Here is a 14,895-nt window from a genome sequence, read left to right on the forward strand (position 1 = left end):
GTCTGCCTGACCCAGCCGCGCAAGCTAATATCTCGCAGCTGGGCAAGGATTGCGGTATTGGGGGCGACATTTGCTCTCAAAGGTCGAACATGTTGAGCATTAGCTCTCAAATCAATCACGTTCCGCCGAGTCACCCACTGCTGTTCTATCCATGCTGGAGGCCCACACTGCGGCAGGTCCAGATGCTCGTTGGTTTCCCAGGTCAGAAAGGGCCATCAACCCAACTTGAGAGATGAACTCTCGCCAGGCTCAGCAAGAACGTAATGAGATGTGGCTCACGTCGAGCTGTGGCCGAGCGTGGCTGAGAGCGTGAAAAGATCCACCCCCAGCCGAATCGCATGATTGACATGGGTGTGTCGGCAACGGTGCGGATGGAGCCGGAGGTTTGCTCCCCGTCCCCACACCGCCATGCGAACGGCCAGCGTCTGAAGGGTCAATGGGCCATTCCTTTTTTTACTTGGGAAATATGTGGCGCCTGTTTCTTGATGCGGCGCTTATGAGATCAGCCGCTTTATGTGTGCGTGCGGGGTTCATTTGGCTGCCTCCACTCCGCCAGTGAGTTCAACGGCGCGGTCGCGTTGCCATTGCTCTTCTGCTGCCAAGTCCCAGCCGATCTTTCCGTTGCGCTGGCCACTGAGCCAACGCTATGCGTTCCCGCGACCAACTGGCCTTCAGCGCGGATACGGTTGAGTGTTGTTCTGGAGAGTCCGAGGCGCTGGTTAATGGCCTCGGTGGGAACCCAGATAGGTGCATCGGTTATTAAGTGGATTCCGCTCAAAGCAGGGCGGAAAGAAGGCCCTTGCCGATAGACCTGGACCTGATCCACCAGAAGGCATTTTCAATAAAAAAGCCACCCTGGGGTGGTGGCCGAATCTCTAGTCAGGGACTAGCTTTTTTCGCATCGGGGAGACAGGATTCGAACCTGCGGCATCTTGCTCCCAAAGCAAGCGCGCTACCAAACTGCGCCACTCCCCGGCGCATATAGAGATTAGCGGTCAGCGTGCAGCTGTTCAGCCAGGTTGACGCCGCTGCTGATCGCTCCCTCTGCTTTACCGAAGCCAGGCCCTGCGATCCAGTCGCCACAGAACCCAACAGCGCTGGTGGGGCACCACTGCAGTTCTTGTGGCAAGGGGTTGTTGAGGGGCCGTGAGGCGCCCCAGCGCATCACACCCAACGGCGTCACCTGGTTCAACGCAGCTGAAACAACCGGCAGGGCTTGCAGCAGTTCGGGCAACAGCTCCACCAGGCGCTGTTGCTCCTGAGCCAGCAGGTGCCCCTGGCTTTCGGGCGTGATTGCTTCCCCGGAATCCAATCCATGCACCACAAGCCCCCAGCGTCCATCGCTTTGCGGCTGCAGCACGAGGCGTTCCACCTTCCAGCGCGCCTTGGCGGCGTCGTCCAACCAGATCTGAGCGGGAAGCTCCTCAGCGTTGAGCGCGAGCACGCCCAGATCCACCATCAGGTTCCAGCGCACTTCGGCTTGGCTGTGTTGCAGCAGGCTCAATGCCTTGTCGAGGTCGTCATCCACGCCTTCTGCAACGGCTGTGCGCAGGGGTACGTCATCCCAGGCCAGCATCTTCAGTGAGCGGGGATGCGCCAGCAGGGTTCCACTGAGCACAAGGCGCTTGGCCCTGAGGCTCCAGGTTCGATCCTCGTTCTCCAGCAGCCAATGGTCCCGGCGTCGCTCCAACCAGCGCACACGAGTTGCGAACTGACAGCTCAGTTGCGCGGTGCCAGCCGTATCGAGCAGCGCCTCGCAGATGCTGGCCATGCTGGGTACACCATGCCACCAGCCACCATTTGGCCAGGCGTTTGGGCTGGTGGCAGGCGACAAACCGGCTTCAACATTGAGCGAAAGCACAACTCGCTCGTCCCGCTGGAGCACACCTGCTGCCCGCAATGGCTTCAGCAGTGAATCCATGCCCTCCGGCATGGATTCACTGAGGTTGAATCCCGGTGCTCCATGGTTGAGCAGCCAGCCACTTTGGTCGCGTCTCCTGCGGGTGGCCGTGCGTCCACCTGGCCCCCGGCCGGCCTCGATCAAAGCGATGTTGAGGTCAGATCCCAGCTGCTGGAGCCGGCCAATCAGGCTGCAGCCAGCCAGTCCTGCACCGATAACGGCGAGATCAACCTCAGCCACGTTCGCTGAAGCCTCTTCCGCTGATCACATCCAATAGCGCTCCGCGGCCACTCGAGAAAACAAACCACCCAGCAATGCCAGAAGAATCGTGACGCCAAAGAATGCGAAATACGCCATCTGAACTGTTGGCCTGATCAGAAATTCACGGCTTTCTAACAGCCGTTCGGTCGTCGGCTCGGTTGAGTCACGAGACGACATCAAATCGTGGATATGGGTCGCCTGAGATTCGAACTCAGGACCAGCCGGTTAAAAGCCGGATGCTCTACCGCTGAGCTAGCGACCCGTGCCCGCTTGGACATGCCATTTCGGCACCTGATGAGGCTATCACTCAGGTCGCCGGGGAGACTGGTGGCTGCTGAACCATGGCCATGACTGGCTCCAAGCCCTGGCCCGATCCCCAGATCGATGCCAACGCCTGGGTTGCTGAATCCGCCGTTGTGATTGGCAATGTGCAGATGGCAGCGGGCAGCAGCCTCTGGCCCACGGCCGTTGCGCGCGGAGATCTCGAGCAGATCAGCATCGGAGCGGGCAGCAATGTTCAAGACGGTGCCGTGCTCCATGGCGATCCGGGACAGCCGGTTCGCCTCGGTGCTGACGTCACCGTGGGGCACAGGGCCGTCATCCACGGCGCCACGCTCGAGGATGGATGCCTGGTGGGCATTGGGGCCATCGTTCTCAATGGCGTCACCGTCGGTGCAGGCGCCCTGGTGGCTGCTGGTTCTGTTGTCACCAAGGATGTGCCTCCCGGAACCCTGGTGATGGGTGCGCCAGCGGCGGTGAAGCGGGAGTTGTCGCCTGAGGCGATTGATGAACAGCGCTGCCATGCCCGGCGTTACGCGCAATTGGCGGCATCCCACGTCCAGATCAGGCCTTGAACGCACTCCTCTGATTGCTGCGAATTCGATCAGCTTTCAATGAAGGTCGTGGGATCAACGGAGAAGTCCGTAAGATCGGCGACACAGATTTCCGTTTTCAAGAATGGTCCGAGTTGCCATCGGTCTGGTCCTCATCCTGGTGATCGTCGGTTACTCGGCCTTCAGTGTGATCACCACGGGCCAGGTTCTGGGTATCGATGCCCGCCTGTTCCTGGTGGTTGCACCGATCCTGGCCGCCGTCAGCTGGGCTGCTTTCAACATCGGCCGTGCGGCTGTGGGTCAGCTGCAGCTGATGCTCAAGCGCAGCCGCGCCTGATCCAGGCAAGCGAGCTTCGTAGGCTGAAGGCTGCTTGATGCAGCCGGTTGTCTCAATCTCCCCATGTCACCGTTCTTGGTGCCGGTCTGGCCGGTACAGAGTCGGCTTGGCAGATCGCCCGAGCAGGGGTTGCGGTGACCCTGGTGGAGATGCGTCCGATTCGGCGCTCCCCTGCGCACCACAGCAGTGATTTCGCTGAACTGGTGTGCAGCAATAGCTTTGGCGCTCTGAGCAGCGACCGTGCCGCAGGCCTGCTGCAGGAGGAACTGCGCAGGCTTGGCTCTTTGGTCATCGGCACGGCCGACACCCACGCTGTGCCGGCCGGCGGAGCCTTGGCTGTGGATCGTGGCCGCTACAGCGCTGCCCTCACTGAAGCTCTCGACCAGCATCCTCTGGTCACGATTGAACGGCGCGAGCAGCAGGCTTTACCGCCGGAGGATGCGATCACCGTTCTGGCGACGGGGCCGCTCACGAGTGAACCATTGGCGGAGGATCTGCGCCAGTTCACGGGCCGCGCCGACTGCCACTTTTTTGATGCGGCCAGTCCGATCGTGCATGGGGACAGCATCGATCTGTCGGTGGCCTTCCGCGCCAGCCGCTACGACAAGGGGGATGCGGACTACATCAACTGTCCGATGGACAAGGAGCAGTACCTGGCGTTCCGCCAGGCCCTGCTGGAGGCGGAACAGGCGGAACTCAAAGACTTCGACAAGAACGACGCCACTTTCTTTGAAGGCTGCCTGCCGATTGAGGAGTTGGCGCGTCGTGGTGAAGACACCATGCGTTATGGCCCCCTGAAGCCGATCGGGCTGTGGGATCCCCGTTGGGGCGATGTGAACGATCGCGATGTGCGCCGGGCCAAGCGCGCCTACGCCGTGGTGCAGCTACGCCAGGAAGACAAGGACGGGCGCCTCTGGAATCTGGTGGGTTTCCAAACGAACCTCAAATGGGGTGAGCAGAAGCGGGTTCTGCAGATGATTCCCGGGCTGGGCCAGGCGGAATTCGTGCGCTTCGGGGTGATGCACCGCAACACCTTCTTGGAGTCGCCGCAGCTGCTGCAGCCCACCCTGCAGTTCCGCCAGCGCCCCAACCTCCTGGCGGCAGGCCAGATCACCGGCACCGAGGGCTATGCCGCCGCCGTGGCCGGTGGCTGGTTGGCCGGCACCAATGCGGCCCGGCTGGCCCTGGGCCTGGAGCCCATTGATTTGCCGGCCACCTGCATGAGTGGAGCCCTCACCCATTTCGTCAGCGAGGCACCAACGGCCAAGTTCCAGCCGATGCCCCCCAACTTCGGTTTGTTGCCGGAGCTGCCGGAACGCATTCGTGACAAGCGAGCGCGCTATGGCGCCTACCGCGATCGTGCCCTGCAGGATCTGGAGCCGATGCGGGCTCTCCAGCCGGAGACCGTGACGGCATGACAACCCCTGCGGAGGCTCGCCGGATCGAACAGCGCTCCCTGCGCTTCGGGGTCGGAGCCAATGCAGTGATGGCCCTGGCTGGGTTTTCCGCCCATGTGCTCACCGGATCCTCGGCCCTGCTGTTGGACGGCCTTTATTCCGCCGTGTTGGTGGGGTCGTCCTTGATTGCCAGTCGCATCAGCCGCAACGTGGTGCGGCCACCGGATCGAGCCTGGCCCTATGGCTACGAAGGCCAGGAAACCCTGTATGTGCTGTTTCGCTCCCTGGTGCTGCTCGGGGTGATCGGCTTTGGCGTCGGCAGCTCCTGCTCCACCTTGATCGATTGGTGGCGGGGAAACAGCATTGCGCCGCTGCATCTGGAGCCGGTGGCGCTCTACACCGCTTTGATGACGGCGCTTTGCGGACTGCTGGCTTGGCGACACCGCCGGGATTGGCGCCGCACCGGGCGGGTGTCGTTGCTGCTGCTCACAGAGGCCCGCAATGCCCGGATCGATGCCGTGATCACCCTGGCCACCGGTCTGGCCCTGCTGGCGTCGCCCCTGCTCTTGGCAACGCCGTTGTCTGCCCTGGCGCCAATCACCGATGCCCTGCTGGTGCTGGCGGTGAGCCTGGCCTTGCTGCGCGAACCGCTGGCGGCGCTGCGGGATGCCATGGCCCAGGCGGCGGGCTGTGCCGCCGACCCGGATGTGCTTCAGCGCACGCGACTGGTGTTGATGCAGGAACTGGTGGGGCTTCAGCTGCAGATGATGGATTTCACGGTCCAGCAGCTGGGCCGCACGGCCTTTGTCGTGGTTTACATCAATCCGCTGCAGCCCCAGGAAAGTCGGGTGATTGATGGGTTGCGCCATCACATCGATGCCCGCTGCAGTGCTGAACTTGGTCGTCCGGTGCGCTCTGAGGTGATCCTCACGGTAATGCCGCCGATTCACCGCCCGGATCCAAGGCCGCAGACGGCCCCTTAGCGTCACCCCCAAAGAAGCGATGCCATGAGCGAGTACCAGCAGTGGGATGCCGTTGTGATCGGTTCCGGCATCGGTGGTTTGGTCACCGCCAGTCAGTTGGCGGCCAAGGGAGCCAAGACCCTCGTCTTGGAGCGGTATCTGATCCCCGGTGGAAGTGGTGGTGCCTTCAAGCGCGAGGGCTACACCTTCGATGTGGGGGCCTCGATGATCTTCGGCTTCGGCAAGAAGGGTTTCACCAACCTGCTCACCAGAGCCCTGGCCGATGTGGGGGAGCAGTGCGACACCATCCCCGACCCCGCCCAGCTCGAGTACCACATGCCCGGTGGGCTGCGCATCGCGGTGGACCGCGACTACGAGCAGTTCATCGCCGACCTCACGGCGCGGTTTCCCCATGAGGCGAAGGGGATCCGCCGCTTCTACGACACCTGCTGGCAGGTGTTCAATTGCCTCGATGCCATGCCGCTTCTCTCGCTGGAGGATCCGGCCTACCTCACCAAGGTGTTCTTCAAGGCACCACTGGCCTGTCTGGGGCTGGCCCGCTGGCTTCCGTTCAACGTCGGTGCGGTGGCCCGCCAGCACATCAAAGACGAGCAGCTGCTCAAATTCATCGACATCGAGTGCTTCTGCTGGTCGGTGATGCCGGCGGATCGTACGCCGATGATCAATGCCGGCATGGTGTTTTCCGATCGGCATGCGGGCGGGATCAACTACCCCAAAGGAGGCGTCGGCGTGATCGCCGAAAAGCTGGTGAAGGGATTGGAACGTCACGGCGGCGCCATTCGCTACAAGGCCCGAGTCACCGAGGTGTTGATCGAGAACGATCAGGCGGTTGGCGTGAAGCTGGCCGATGGCGAGGTCATCCGCGCCAAGCGTGTGATCTCCAATGCCACCCGCTGGGACACCTTCTCGGGAGCGGGGGATGAGCAGCGTCGCTCCGGCCAATCCCTGGTGAATGCCGCCCACACGCCGGGTAAGGAGCAGTTCTGGCGCAAGCGTTATGTGCCTTCCCCTTCGTTCCTTTCGCTGCATCTGGGGGTTCGGGCTGACCTGATTCCGGCTGGCAGCCACTGCCATCACCTTCTGCTCGAAGACTGGAATCGGATGGAGGACGAGCAGGGGGTGATCTTCGTGTCGATGCCCTCGCTGCTGGATCCGGATCTGGCCCCGGCCGGGCATAACATCGTGCACACCTTCACGCCCTCATCGATGGAGGCCTGGCAAGGACTGACCCCCAGCCAGTACCGCGAGAAAAAGGAGGCGGATGCGGCACGGTTGATCCAGCGGCTGGAGGCGATCCTTCCCGGCCTCGCCGATGCCATCACCCACAAGGAGATCGGTACGCCCCGCAGCCACCGGCGTTTTCTGGGTCGCTTTCAGGGCAGCTACGGCCCGATTCCGGCGATGCAATTGCCGGGACTGCTGCCGATGCCGTTCAACCGCACGGGCCTGAAAAACCTCTACTGCGTGGGTGATTCCTGTTTCCCCGGCCAGGGCCTCAACGCTGTGGCCTTCAGTGGGTTTGCCTGTGCCCATCGGGTTGGGGCCGACCTGGGCCTCAATCCCTGGGCGCTGCCGGCCTGATCTTCTGCCTAGCGTGATCGTCCATAGGAGTTGGGATGCCGTCTGAGTTTCAGCCGTCGTCGGACGATCTGGCCCGCTACCTCGAGCAGAGGGGCGAGCTGACCAAGCCCTGGAATCTGCAAATGCTGCGGCTCAAGAAGCTCAAGGAAGCCAAAGACTCCATGGATCCTCAGCTCTACCTCGAGAAGGTGCAGGAGGCCCATGCCGATCTGATGCGGCTCGGTCAGTACTGGAAAGGCCGTGAACAGGAGGTGTTTGGCGGTACCTATCAACCCTCTGAACTGATTGAACCGCTGCCCGGTTCTCCAGACGACCGATGACCGGCATCGAACGCTTCGGGTTATCACCCCTGATCCGCTTCACCCTGCTCAGTCTGTATGGGGCCTTGGTGCTGCCCTTGCCGTTGCTCGCCCCTGCGGAGTCGCGCTGGCTGATGGTGGCAGGGCTGCTGCTGGGCTTGGTGTTGGTGATCGGTCTGTTGAGTGAACGGGTGGAGACCGATGCTGAAGGCATCCAGGTGCGTTACCCCGCCTGGATTCGCTGGTTGCTGCGGCGCGGCTGGTCCATGCGTTGGCAGGACATTCGGGCCCTGGTGCCCGTTGGCACCAGTCAGGGGGGAACGGTGTATTACGTCAAGGCAGCCGATCTGCGCCACCAGCTCCTGCCGCAACGCATCGAGCGCTTCGATCGATTCCTGGAGCTGCTGGCCGCCAACACCCCTGTGTCGACCAAGGGCATCGGGCGTCTGACCCCGCCATGGACGTATCAGCTCTTGGCTGGACTGGCCGTGGTGATGATCGCCGGCGAACTGGTGACTTCTCTGGCGCTGGCTCAGGGCTGGATCAGTTTGCCGGCGGGTTATCCAGGCTGACCAGAGCTGGTTGATCAACAGAAAACCCCTCCAGTGCTGACGGGGTGGAGCGTGTTTGGTTTGGTCGAGAGATGGATGGCAGCAATCAGCGCCCCCGCTTTCCCTTGACGGGTCTTGTATGGCCTTCAGCCTGTTTCAGAGACGCTCTCGGCAGGCATCAGGTCTCCGCAATTCACTTCCATGTGGGCGATGGTGAGCTTTGGATGCTTGGTGTTCTCCTCTCTGAGCACACCCTCTCCGTTTTTAGGGCATCTTGAGTTGTTCAAGGTTATCCAGAATTCATTGCACTGCAATGAGTCTGGGCATTTTTATTGTCTGGTTTTGTCCTGCCTTGTGCGTGATTGTGCATCAGCGGTGTTAGGTAAAGTGTTAGATATTTACAAGCAAGTGTTAGGTATTAAAATTCGCCTTAGGTAATCCTTCAGATGCCTTTCCCTGATAGCAATTTAAGGGGGTAAAAACCGCAAGCGAAGCAACATCGCGTTATGAGTGGGAAAGGTCTGCTTGTAGTCGTCTATCCGAACGGCAGCAAGTACTTCGTCTGGGGATACCGCTTCCCGCTTGGTTGTGGTGGTCAGCAGAGGTGGCACCACATCGGTGTGTAGGGGCATGGTTCAGGGCAATGGACCCTCAGGCAGCACGGGATGAGAAGAACAGTCTGGACCTGATGAGGAAGGAGGGGCAAGACCCCAGGGCAGTGAAGGCAGATGCAAAAGAGCAGTAGAGGAGCAAGCAATTGTTCCCAACCTCAAGGCAGTCGCTTAGGACTACCTGGAGCGTTCACGGAATCGCCAATCAACCGTGAACGACTACCGCAACATGCTGTTCAACCAGTTGTTGCCTTTTCTTGGTGAGGAGTCACCTGTGAACCGCTTTGAGTGGGACAAAGGAGGCATGCAGAAAGTCCTGGACCTGAAGAAGGGGATAGAGGCAAGAGGGTCGCTCTATCAGTCTGACAAGTGCCTCATGGTGATGAGGTCGATGTTTGAGCACGCCATCGACAAAGGGTGGATGCAACCACCGCACCCAGCACTGGGGTGGAAGGGTGCCAAGTCGAAGCACGAACCCAATCACCACCCAACGCTGGAGTGGAACCAGTTGCCTGACTTCTTTGACGCTCTGCACAGGAACGATTCAAATGGTTCGTTCGTTGTGGTGTCAGCGGTCAAGATGACTGATGCTGTATGGCTTTAAGCTGGATCGGCAGTCAGGGCTATTTAACAATGCATAAAGTTGAGTGTCATTTAAATTTTCTTTGACATTGCTTTTCCACAAACAACTTGTCCTTAGCTGTGATCTCGACTCAAATATATTGAAATTTCCCAAGCATATTGTGCTTACGCCGGTTACTTCAGAGCAGTACCAAAACCAAATATCATCAGCTGATGGGCAGTAAGTATTTGCAACTTCAAAATTGCCTAATTCTTTTCTGAAACTTTCGACCTTAGGATATAGAACCCCACCTGCCCCAGTTGGAAAAGTCGAATTATTAGCTGCCTGGGGAGAGGCCGGTGGCCAATCGTTATAGCTTTTGCAAATTTGACCATTCTCTATAGGAATCTCCCGGCATCTATGTGCAATGACACATCCTGGGTTGAATTCAGAAGAAGTAACCAAACTTCCTAGCCTAGTTTTTTCATAAATGATGTCATCATCGAATGTAACAATTTTGCAGTCTTCGTACAGGCCCAGTATTGGAATAAGCTTTTTGTAGCTCTTGAGATTTTTGCTAGTCCAGATTACTTTAACGCCTCTACGTATTTGCCGTTTGACTATAGAGGGTAAGTCCTTATCCTTGAATTCTTCAGTTGAAAGTACTAGCACAATCTCGCGACACTTGTATTCCTGCTGTATCAAGGATTCAATCGTTAGCCAAGAATTTTCGATTCTCTCTGGGAAAGAGGTCAATGAACAAACTACATCACTGTTCATTTCCCATTTTGGTTTTAAAAAAGACGAAAGATAATAATAAGATACAATTAGTCTGTAGCGTATGGCTGCGAATAATCTATCGACCATTCTCTTTTTTACTTTTCTGGACACACTCCCAAGATTTTTTGGGAATTTATTTGTATAGTTTTTCACTCATAGCATGTATTTTGTTTAAAATTTTATGATTTATTTACGCCCTTGTCAATTCAGATTAATTTTTCGTAAACAATGATTGCCTCGTGCTGATTCATCTGGCTCTGAAGAGTTATGTGCTTCGTAGGTGGCGAATCCGTGAAATTTCTTCTGATTTAGGTGCTCCTTCACCTTACTCTGATAAGCATTTGAATCAATGTCTCTTTCAGTCATGAACACTCACTGCTACTTGCTGCTGGAAGGTCAGAAGTTCTCTTTGGGGCTCCATCCCGATTCCGTGATTACTAAGGATCACCCACCCTCAAATGGTACATCAGTCCATATGATTGTCGGGGAAGAGGAGCAAGACAAATTGTTTGCTCTATAAGGAAGGCTTGATGAAAAGGGTTAATTGCTCCATCTAAGGACTTTTCGAATCCAGAAGACCTTCATGAATATTACTCAGTCGCTGTCTACTGCCCTTTGCTGCGTTGTGTTTGGTAGAAGTGCATTTAAGTTACCTCTATCAGGTGCCCCAACCTCCCCTTAAGGATATTGACGAGCAGGCACACGTCTGCTTTCAGAATAGGGTGGTGGTGGTCACCAAGCACCGACCCCCGACCCTGATTACCTACGCATACCTGCCTCCCGAAATCTTTGTCTGGGGGAAGCAGATCCGTCCTGCCAACTTCGAAGAAAACACCCTTGAGGAAGGACCCTACGGCAAGTGGTGGGACTTTCTGCAGAACCTGGCGCAGGAGAAGCAGTCAGGTCGTTAGGTGGTCAATCACGGGATGATTCTGACCCTGGTGACCTCTTACGGATACCTGCTCCACAACTTCTATCCACCTGAAAACAGACGGGCGATCGTCTTCTACGACCGCACCAAGGAGTGGAAGGCAGGGGGTAACGGCAAGTCGATCGTTGCCAAGTCCCTTCAGCACATCAAACCCTGGCACTTCTTGGACATTAAGAACGAGAAGACAGGGGACAACCGATTCCTGATGTCCGGTTTCACCCCTGACAAGCAGATCGTCGTGCTGTCCGACACAACCAAGGACTTCGAACTGGAGACCCTCTACAACCAGATCACAGATGGTTTCACCGTTGAGGACAAGGGTGTCGACAAGTTGATGATCGATGAGGACAAGGCACCCAAGTTGGTTATCGCGACCAACTACACGATCTGCACGACACAGCGGTTAGACCGCAGCCGCATCTGGTTTGCACCGATCAGCACGTACTACGGAGAGCAGGAGGACCTGACGGGCAAGACCCCTGCCGACTTCCACGGAGGACGACTGTGCGACAAAAAGGTCCTTGACACCAGCGAGTGGTCTGCCCTCTACACGACCTGCGTCTACTGTATGGACCAGTACCTCAAGACGGCCTGGTCAAGTTCGAGGACAACGTGATGGCAGAACGTCAGTTGCTCAAGGTCTGCTACGGAGACCAGATGCTCTTGGACGAACTGACCAAGTTCATTCAGTGGGGCGTCACCAACGGTTCAGAGGTCAGCAAGGACGAGGTAATTGCCTTCTACGGGTATTACCCGGAGTTCGAACGGTTCTCTTAGTACTCCTCCAAGTGGAAGACCAGCACTTTTAAGAACGCATGCACTGGACTTGGATACAGGGTCAACCCTGATCGACCCAATGGTCGGTGGTTGAAGACGGTGAACGGTGAGAACAAGGACTGGTAGCCCCTGGATGCACAGAAGGGGGGCATGACTGGTGTCAAATACGGTGCCACACCCCAGGAATCTGAACAGGCATCCGTTGTGACTGGCGGACGTTTCACCGACTTCCTGTTCGATCCAGAGGAAGAGTCGGTCTGATGCCTAAGCAAGTCACTTTACCCCGCTTTCTACGAGTCACGGAGGTCCTGGAAATGACGGGGATGTCCCGTTCATTCATCTATGCCCAGATGGCAGAGGGCGCCTTCCCCAGGCAGATCCACCTGGGTCCTCGCATCATCGTCTGGAACAAGCAAGAGGTGGTCCAGTGGATGGAAGACCGTATAGCGAACCGATGACCCCAGCACCAATAGACCTCAGCAGGCAGGGCACTCACGGGTGCTCTGCCTTTTTTTGTGCCTGCTTGAAATCGTTTGTGGTGCGAAATCGTTTAGGGCATTCCCCTTTGTGAGATCGCATAGAGCACTTCCTCAGCCCAGTGCAGGCCTGCACCGTCCAGTGGGTGTGTTAGGTAATGTGTTAAGTAATTTCAGGCAAAATCATCCTGAGGTTGTCGAAGATTGCGTGAGAATTTCCAAAAATGAGTGAATTGGACTTCCACCCTCTCCTTTCTTATCTGAGAATAACTCCCCTATTTGAGGGATTTGTTCACCAGCGCAGCTCCCCCATTCCAGGGACGTCATCCTACCAGCCACTCCTAATCCGGACGTGAAACGCTGTCTCGCGTCAGACCGGTATTGCCGCCTCGATCTCCCAGTCGTCGTTGAGCAGCTCCTCGGCCCGTTTCGAAGCCTCTTCTGAGGCAACATCGATGAGTAGAAATCTATCTCCTTGGTTGCAATACAGCCTGGTTAATCCGATCACGGCGGGGTCTCCCGGGTGTCGACAGGTCCATTTTGACTCGGTCGCGCTGATCAAGCAATGATGAGGCTCCTGCATGCAATTTTTGATTTTTTCCAGATGTTGGGCGTTGCCATGGGTCTCTCAGACGTTGAAATTTTTGCAGTTGTTCCGATCGGATGACAACCGAACTCACCAACCTCCCCTGCGGAACGGTTCAGCTCAAAGTTTGCTCGAATCACCTCTGTGAATGGGGTTGGGTGACCTCGTACTATCTGGTCCCGACCAAAGAGGCTCAGCTGAAGCAGGCCCTGCGTCATCACAAGACGAATTAAGGCTTTTCCAAGGGCTTGAGCACCAAGTTTTGTTATGGGGTTGCGTTGATTCCTTCCGATCCCGTAATTCCAGTCTTTGACTGAAATTACTTCAATTGACTCAGCTGGCTGGCAGGTTGTCGAGGCTGAAGCGGTAGCCCCGCTCACGCACGGTGGTGATTTCACCGCCCTCGCCAAGACCGGCCTGCTCCAGCTTTCTGCGCAGGGTCAGCACCTGAGTGTCCACCGAACGGGCGCCACCGCTGAAGGGAGGTCTGAGCATCGAATGGATGAAGGATCCATACGTGAAGGGTGAGGCAAAAAAAAGAACCCTGAGGTGCTCACACCTCAGAGGACCCGTTTCTGTAAGGGCCGTGAACAGGAGGTGTTTGGCGGTACCTATCAACCCTCTGAACTGATTGAACCGCTGCCCGGTTCTCCAGACGACCGATGACCGGCATCGAACGCTTCGGGTTATCACCCCTAATCCGCTTCACCCTGCTCAGTCTGTATGGGGCCTTGGTGCTGCCCTTGCCGTTGCTCGCCCCTGCGGAGTCGCGCTGGCTGATGGTGGCAGGGCTGCTGCTGGGCTTGGTGTTGGTGATCGGTCTGTTGAGTGAACGGGTGGAGACCGATGCTGAAGGCATCCAAGTGCGTTACCCCGCCTGGATTGACCGTGCTGATGATCGCCGGCGAACTGGTGACTTCTCTGGCGCTGGCTCAGGGCTGGATCAGTTTGCCGGCATCCAGGCTGACCAGAGCTGGTTGATCAGCAGAAAACCCCTCCAGTGCTGACGGGGGGTCTGCCAGGGAGATATAGAATAGCTGGTCTGGATCTATTAAATTGAAAACTCGAGACCTCAAAGAAGTAGTTATTCATTCTGGAACTTTGAGAACGAAGCAAGATCCATAGCAAAGCTTACGCTTTAATCTAAGGGGTAAAAAATTGGTCATAATCTCTGTTTTTTTGACAATAAACTTTGGAAGCAGGTTGAGGAGCTTCTGCAATTTGACGTGTCCGCATGTAAGAGAATTCCCAAAAAAATCATGACTTAAAACTTCTAATCCAAGATTTCTAGCCCAACCTCTTATCTCACTTTCATGAAGTAAAAAGATATGATCGTCACCATCAGGACCAAACTGGGTGCTCTCAAATATTTCGGGGTTCGGAAAGTCGGAATACTTCGGTAGCGAGTTTTTGAAATATTCTCCATTAGGGGTCGTCAAAACAATGAAACCTCCTTTCTTGACAAGCTTGACTAACGACTTTAAGAACCTGTCAGGATAAGCAACATGCTCAATAACCTCGCCAAGCAAAAGACAGTCAAAGAGGCGATCAAATTTCACTTCAAGGCAGTTACCAGGAACAAAGCCAATTTCACCCAATTCGTCTTTAAGCTTGACATATCCAATTAAATCAGCTCGTATATCATTCCATGTGACCGTGTATCCCATCTCGCTAAGCCTGATACAAAAGTTTCCTTGAGCAGCAGCGATTTCTAAAATACTTGAATTCCTTTCAACATATTGTGAGATCGATTGTATGATTATTGAAGACCGAAGTCTGTAAAACAGTGAATAACCAAGCTTGGGTCTTTCTCCATAAACTTCAAGTAGATCAAATTGATAGCTTTTTCGCCAAGAGGGCTTCCAGTCCTTGGCAGGGCTTATCCTTTTCATATACTAAATTTAACAAAAACTATTAATTAATTATACAACAATTAACTCCCCAAGGCAACATTGATTTCAGCGTTACTTGATAATATTTGTTAAAAGTGCTGAGGCTGTTGGCATGGCCTTAATTGTCGCTAAATATGG

15 protein-coding genes, 2 tRNA genes and 3 pseudogenes are annotated in these 14,895 nt (G+C 56.2%); 12 read left to right on the forward strand and 8 right to left on the reverse strand.

The window, feature by feature from the left end:
• Positions 1-275: 275 nt before the first annotated feature.
• The 4 genes and pseudogenes from SynRS9902_RS05460 to SynRS9902_RS05475 all read right to left on the reverse strand — a co-directional run.
• A pseudogene (locus SynRS9902_RS05460) lies at positions 276-461 on the reverse strand (tyrosine-type recombinase/integrase); the annotation flags it as partial.
• Between the two features lie 440 nt (positions 462-901).
• Positions 902-975 (reverse strand) — tRNA-Pro (locus SynRS9902_RS05465).
• Positions 976-988: 13 nt separating this feature from the next.
• Positions 989-2,140, reverse strand: a complete 1,152-nt coding sequence (locus SynRS9902_RS05470) for an NAD(P)-binding protein (RefSeq protein WP_186510269.1) — start codon at positions 2,138-2,140, stop codon at positions 989-991.
• A 211-nt stretch (positions 2,141-2,351) separates the two neighbouring features.
• Positions 2,352-2,423, reverse strand: a tRNA-Lys gene (locus SynRS9902_RS05475).
• Between the two features lie 79 nt (positions 2,424-2,502).
• Here SynRS9902_RS05475 and SynRS9902_RS05480 point away from each other — a divergent pair.
• From SynRS9902_RS05480 to SynRS9902_RS05515, 8 genes are all read left to right on the forward strand, one after another.
• On the forward strand, positions 2,503-3,015 hold the full coding sequence (locus tag SynRS9902_RS05480; protein WP_186510270.1) for a gamma carbonic anhydrase family protein: 513 nt from the start codon (positions 2,503-2,505) through the stop codon (positions 3,013-3,015).
• Positions 3,016-3,208: 193 nt separating this feature from the next.
• Positions 3,209-3,331: a photosystem II protein Y gene (locus SynRS9902_RS05485; RefSeq protein WP_025362202.1), complete on the forward strand. Its 123-nt coding sequence runs from the start codon at positions 3,209-3,211 to the stop codon at positions 3,329-3,331.
• 47 nt (positions 3,332-3,378) lie between these two features.
• Positions 3,379-4,749 (forward strand): FADH(2)-oxidizing methylenetetrahydrofolate--tRNA-(uracil(54)-C(5))-methyltransferase TrmFO, encoded by a 1,371-nt coding sequence (gene trmFO / locus SynRS9902_RS05490; RefSeq protein ID WP_186510271.1) that lies wholly within the window; start codon positions 3,379-3,381, stop codon positions 4,747-4,749.
• Entirely contained in the window at positions 4,746-5,711 is a 966-nt protein-coding gene (locus tag SynRS9902_RS05495) for a cation transporter (protein ID WP_186510272.1), read from the forward strand. The genes trmFO and SynRS9902_RS05495 overlap by 4 nt, the downstream gene beginning before the upstream one ends.
• Before the next feature lie 24 nt (positions 5,712-5,735).
• On the forward strand, positions 5,736-7,292 hold the full coding sequence (gene crtH / locus SynRS9902_RS05500) for a carotenoid isomerase (RefSeq protein ID WP_186510273.1): 1,557 nt from the start codon (positions 5,736-5,738) through the stop codon (positions 7,290-7,292).
• A 35-nt stretch (positions 7,293-7,327) separates the two neighbouring features.
• Positions 7,328-7,612 (forward strand): hypothetical protein, encoded by a 285-nt coding sequence (locus tag SynRS9902_RS05505; RefSeq protein ID WP_186510274.1) that lies wholly within the window; start codon positions 7,328-7,330, stop codon positions 7,610-7,612.
• Positions 7,609-8,163, forward strand: a complete 555-nt coding sequence (locus SynRS9902_RS05510; protein WP_186510275.1) for a hypothetical protein — start codon at positions 7,609-7,611, stop codon at positions 8,161-8,163. Before SynRS9902_RS05505 ends, SynRS9902_RS05510 begins: the two co-directional genes overlap by 4 nt.
• Positions 8,164-8,964: 801 nt before the next feature.
• Positions 8,965-9,357 carry a hypothetical protein gene (locus tag SynRS9902_RS05515; protein ID WP_186510276.1) on the forward strand — a complete coding sequence of 131 codons (393 nt, stop codon included), beginning with the start codon at positions 8,965-8,967 and terminating at the stop codon, positions 9,355-9,357.
• On the opposite strand, the gene SynRS9902_RS05520 is transcribed toward SynRS9902_RS05515, so the two are convergent.
• Positions 9,322-10,248, reverse strand: a complete 927-nt coding sequence (locus SynRS9902_RS05520) for a hypothetical protein (RefSeq protein ID WP_186510277.1) — start codon at positions 10,246-10,248, stop codon at positions 9,322-9,324. The genes SynRS9902_RS05515 and SynRS9902_RS05520 overlap by 36 nt on opposite strands.
• A 773-nt stretch (positions 10,249-11,021) precedes the next feature.
• On the opposite strand from SynRS9902_RS05520, the gene SynRS9902_RS05530 reads away from it, so the two are divergent.
• From SynRS9902_RS05530 to SynRS9902_RS05540, 3 genes are all read left to right on the forward strand, one after another.
• Positions 11,022-11,642, forward strand: coding sequence for a primase-helicase family protein (locus SynRS9902_RS05530; RefSeq protein WP_186510279.1), 621 nt, complete (start codon positions 11,022-11,024; stop codon positions 11,640-11,642).
• Positions 11,642-11,803, forward strand: a complete 162-nt coding sequence (locus tag SynRS9902_RS05535) for a hypothetical protein (RefSeq protein ID WP_186510280.1) — start codon at positions 11,642-11,644, stop codon at positions 11,801-11,803. Before SynRS9902_RS05530 ends, SynRS9902_RS05535 begins: the two co-directional genes overlap by 1 nt.
• Before the next feature lie 260 nt (positions 11,804-12,063).
• Positions 12,064-12,261, forward strand: a complete 198-nt coding sequence (locus tag SynRS9902_RS05540; RefSeq protein ID WP_186510281.1) for an AlpA family transcriptional regulator — start codon at positions 12,064-12,066, stop codon at positions 12,259-12,261.
• 576 nt (positions 12,262-12,837) lie between these two features.
• On the opposite strand, the gene SynRS9902_RS05545 is transcribed toward SynRS9902_RS05540, so the two are convergent.
• Together SynRS9902_RS05545 and SynRS9902_RS05550 are read right to left on the reverse strand one after the other, a co-directional pair.
• Positions 12,838-13,245, reverse strand: a complete 408-nt coding sequence (locus SynRS9902_RS05545) for a hypothetical protein (RefSeq protein WP_186510282.1) — start codon at positions 13,243-13,245, stop codon at positions 12,838-12,840.
• Positions 13,199-13,360, reverse strand: a pseudogene (locus SynRS9902_RS05550) (winged helix-turn-helix domain-containing protein); the annotation flags it as partial. The gene SynRS9902_RS05545 and the pseudogene SynRS9902_RS05550, both read right to left, overlap by 47 nt.
• Before the next feature lie 167 nt (positions 13,361-13,527).
• Here SynRS9902_RS05550 and SynRS9902_RS13795 point away from each other — a divergent pair.
• Positions 13,528-13,749 (forward strand): annotated as a pseudogene (locus tag SynRS9902_RS13795) (hypothetical protein); the annotation flags it as partial.
• A gap of 204 nt (positions 13,750-13,953) precedes the next feature.
• On the opposite strand, the gene SynRS9902_RS05560 reads toward SynRS9902_RS13795, so the two are convergent.
• The gene (locus SynRS9902_RS05560; protein ID WP_186510283.1) at positions 13,954-14,757 is read right to left on the reverse strand and encodes a bifunctional 2-polyprenyl-6-hydroxyphenol methylase/3-demethylubiquinol 3-O-methyltransferase UbiG; all 804 of its coding nucleotides are present in this window, start codon (positions 14,755-14,757) and stop codon (positions 13,954-13,956) included.
• Positions 14,758-14,895 lie beyond the last annotated feature (138 nt).

Origin of the sequence: Synechococcus sp. RS9902 (assembly GCF_014279635.1) — a bacterium.
In the GTDB taxonomy this organism is placed as follows: domain Bacteria; phylum Cyanobacteriota; class Cyanobacteriia; order PCC-6307; family Cyanobiaceae; genus Parasynechococcus.

Excerpts from the sequence above, each read along its gene's own strand:
- SynRS9902_RS05530 (WP_186510279.1), top strand. The coding sequence starts at position 11,022 with ATGATTCTGACCCTGGTGACCTCTTACGGATACCTGCTCCACAACTTC.
- SynRS9902_RS05540 (WP_186510281.1), top strand. The coding sequence starts at position 12,064 with ATGCCTAAGCAAGTCACTTTACCCCGCTTTCTACGAGTCACGGAGGTC.
- SynRS9902_RS05510 (WP_186510275.1), top strand. The coding sequence starts at position 7,609 with ATGACCGGCATCGAACGCTTCGGGTTATCACCCCTGATCCGCTTCACC.
- SynRS9902_RS05505 (WP_186510274.1), top strand. The coding sequence starts at position 7,328 with ATGCCGTCTGAGTTTCAGCCGTCGTCGGACGATCTGGCCCGCTACCTC.
- SynRS9902_RS05495 (WP_186510272.1), top strand. The coding sequence starts at position 4,746 with ATGACAACCCCTGCGGAGGCTCGCCGGATCGAACAGCGCTCCCTGCGC.
- SynRS9902_RS05535 (WP_186510280.1), top strand. The coding sequence starts at position 11,642 with ATGGCAGAACGTCAGTTGCTCAAGGTCTGCTACGGAGACCAGATGCTC.
- crtH (WP_186510273.1), top strand. The coding sequence starts at position 5,736 with ATGAGCGAGTACCAGCAGTGGGATGCCGTTGTGATCGGTTCCGGCATC.
- SynRS9902_RS05560 (WP_186510283.1), bottom strand. The coding sequence starts at position 14,757 with ATGAAAAGGATAAGCCCTGCCAAGGACTGGAAGCCCTCTTGGCGAAAA.
- SynRS9902_RS05480 (WP_186510270.1), top strand. The coding sequence starts at position 2,503 with ATGGCCATGACTGGCTCCAAGCCCTGGCCCGATCCCCAGATCGATGCC.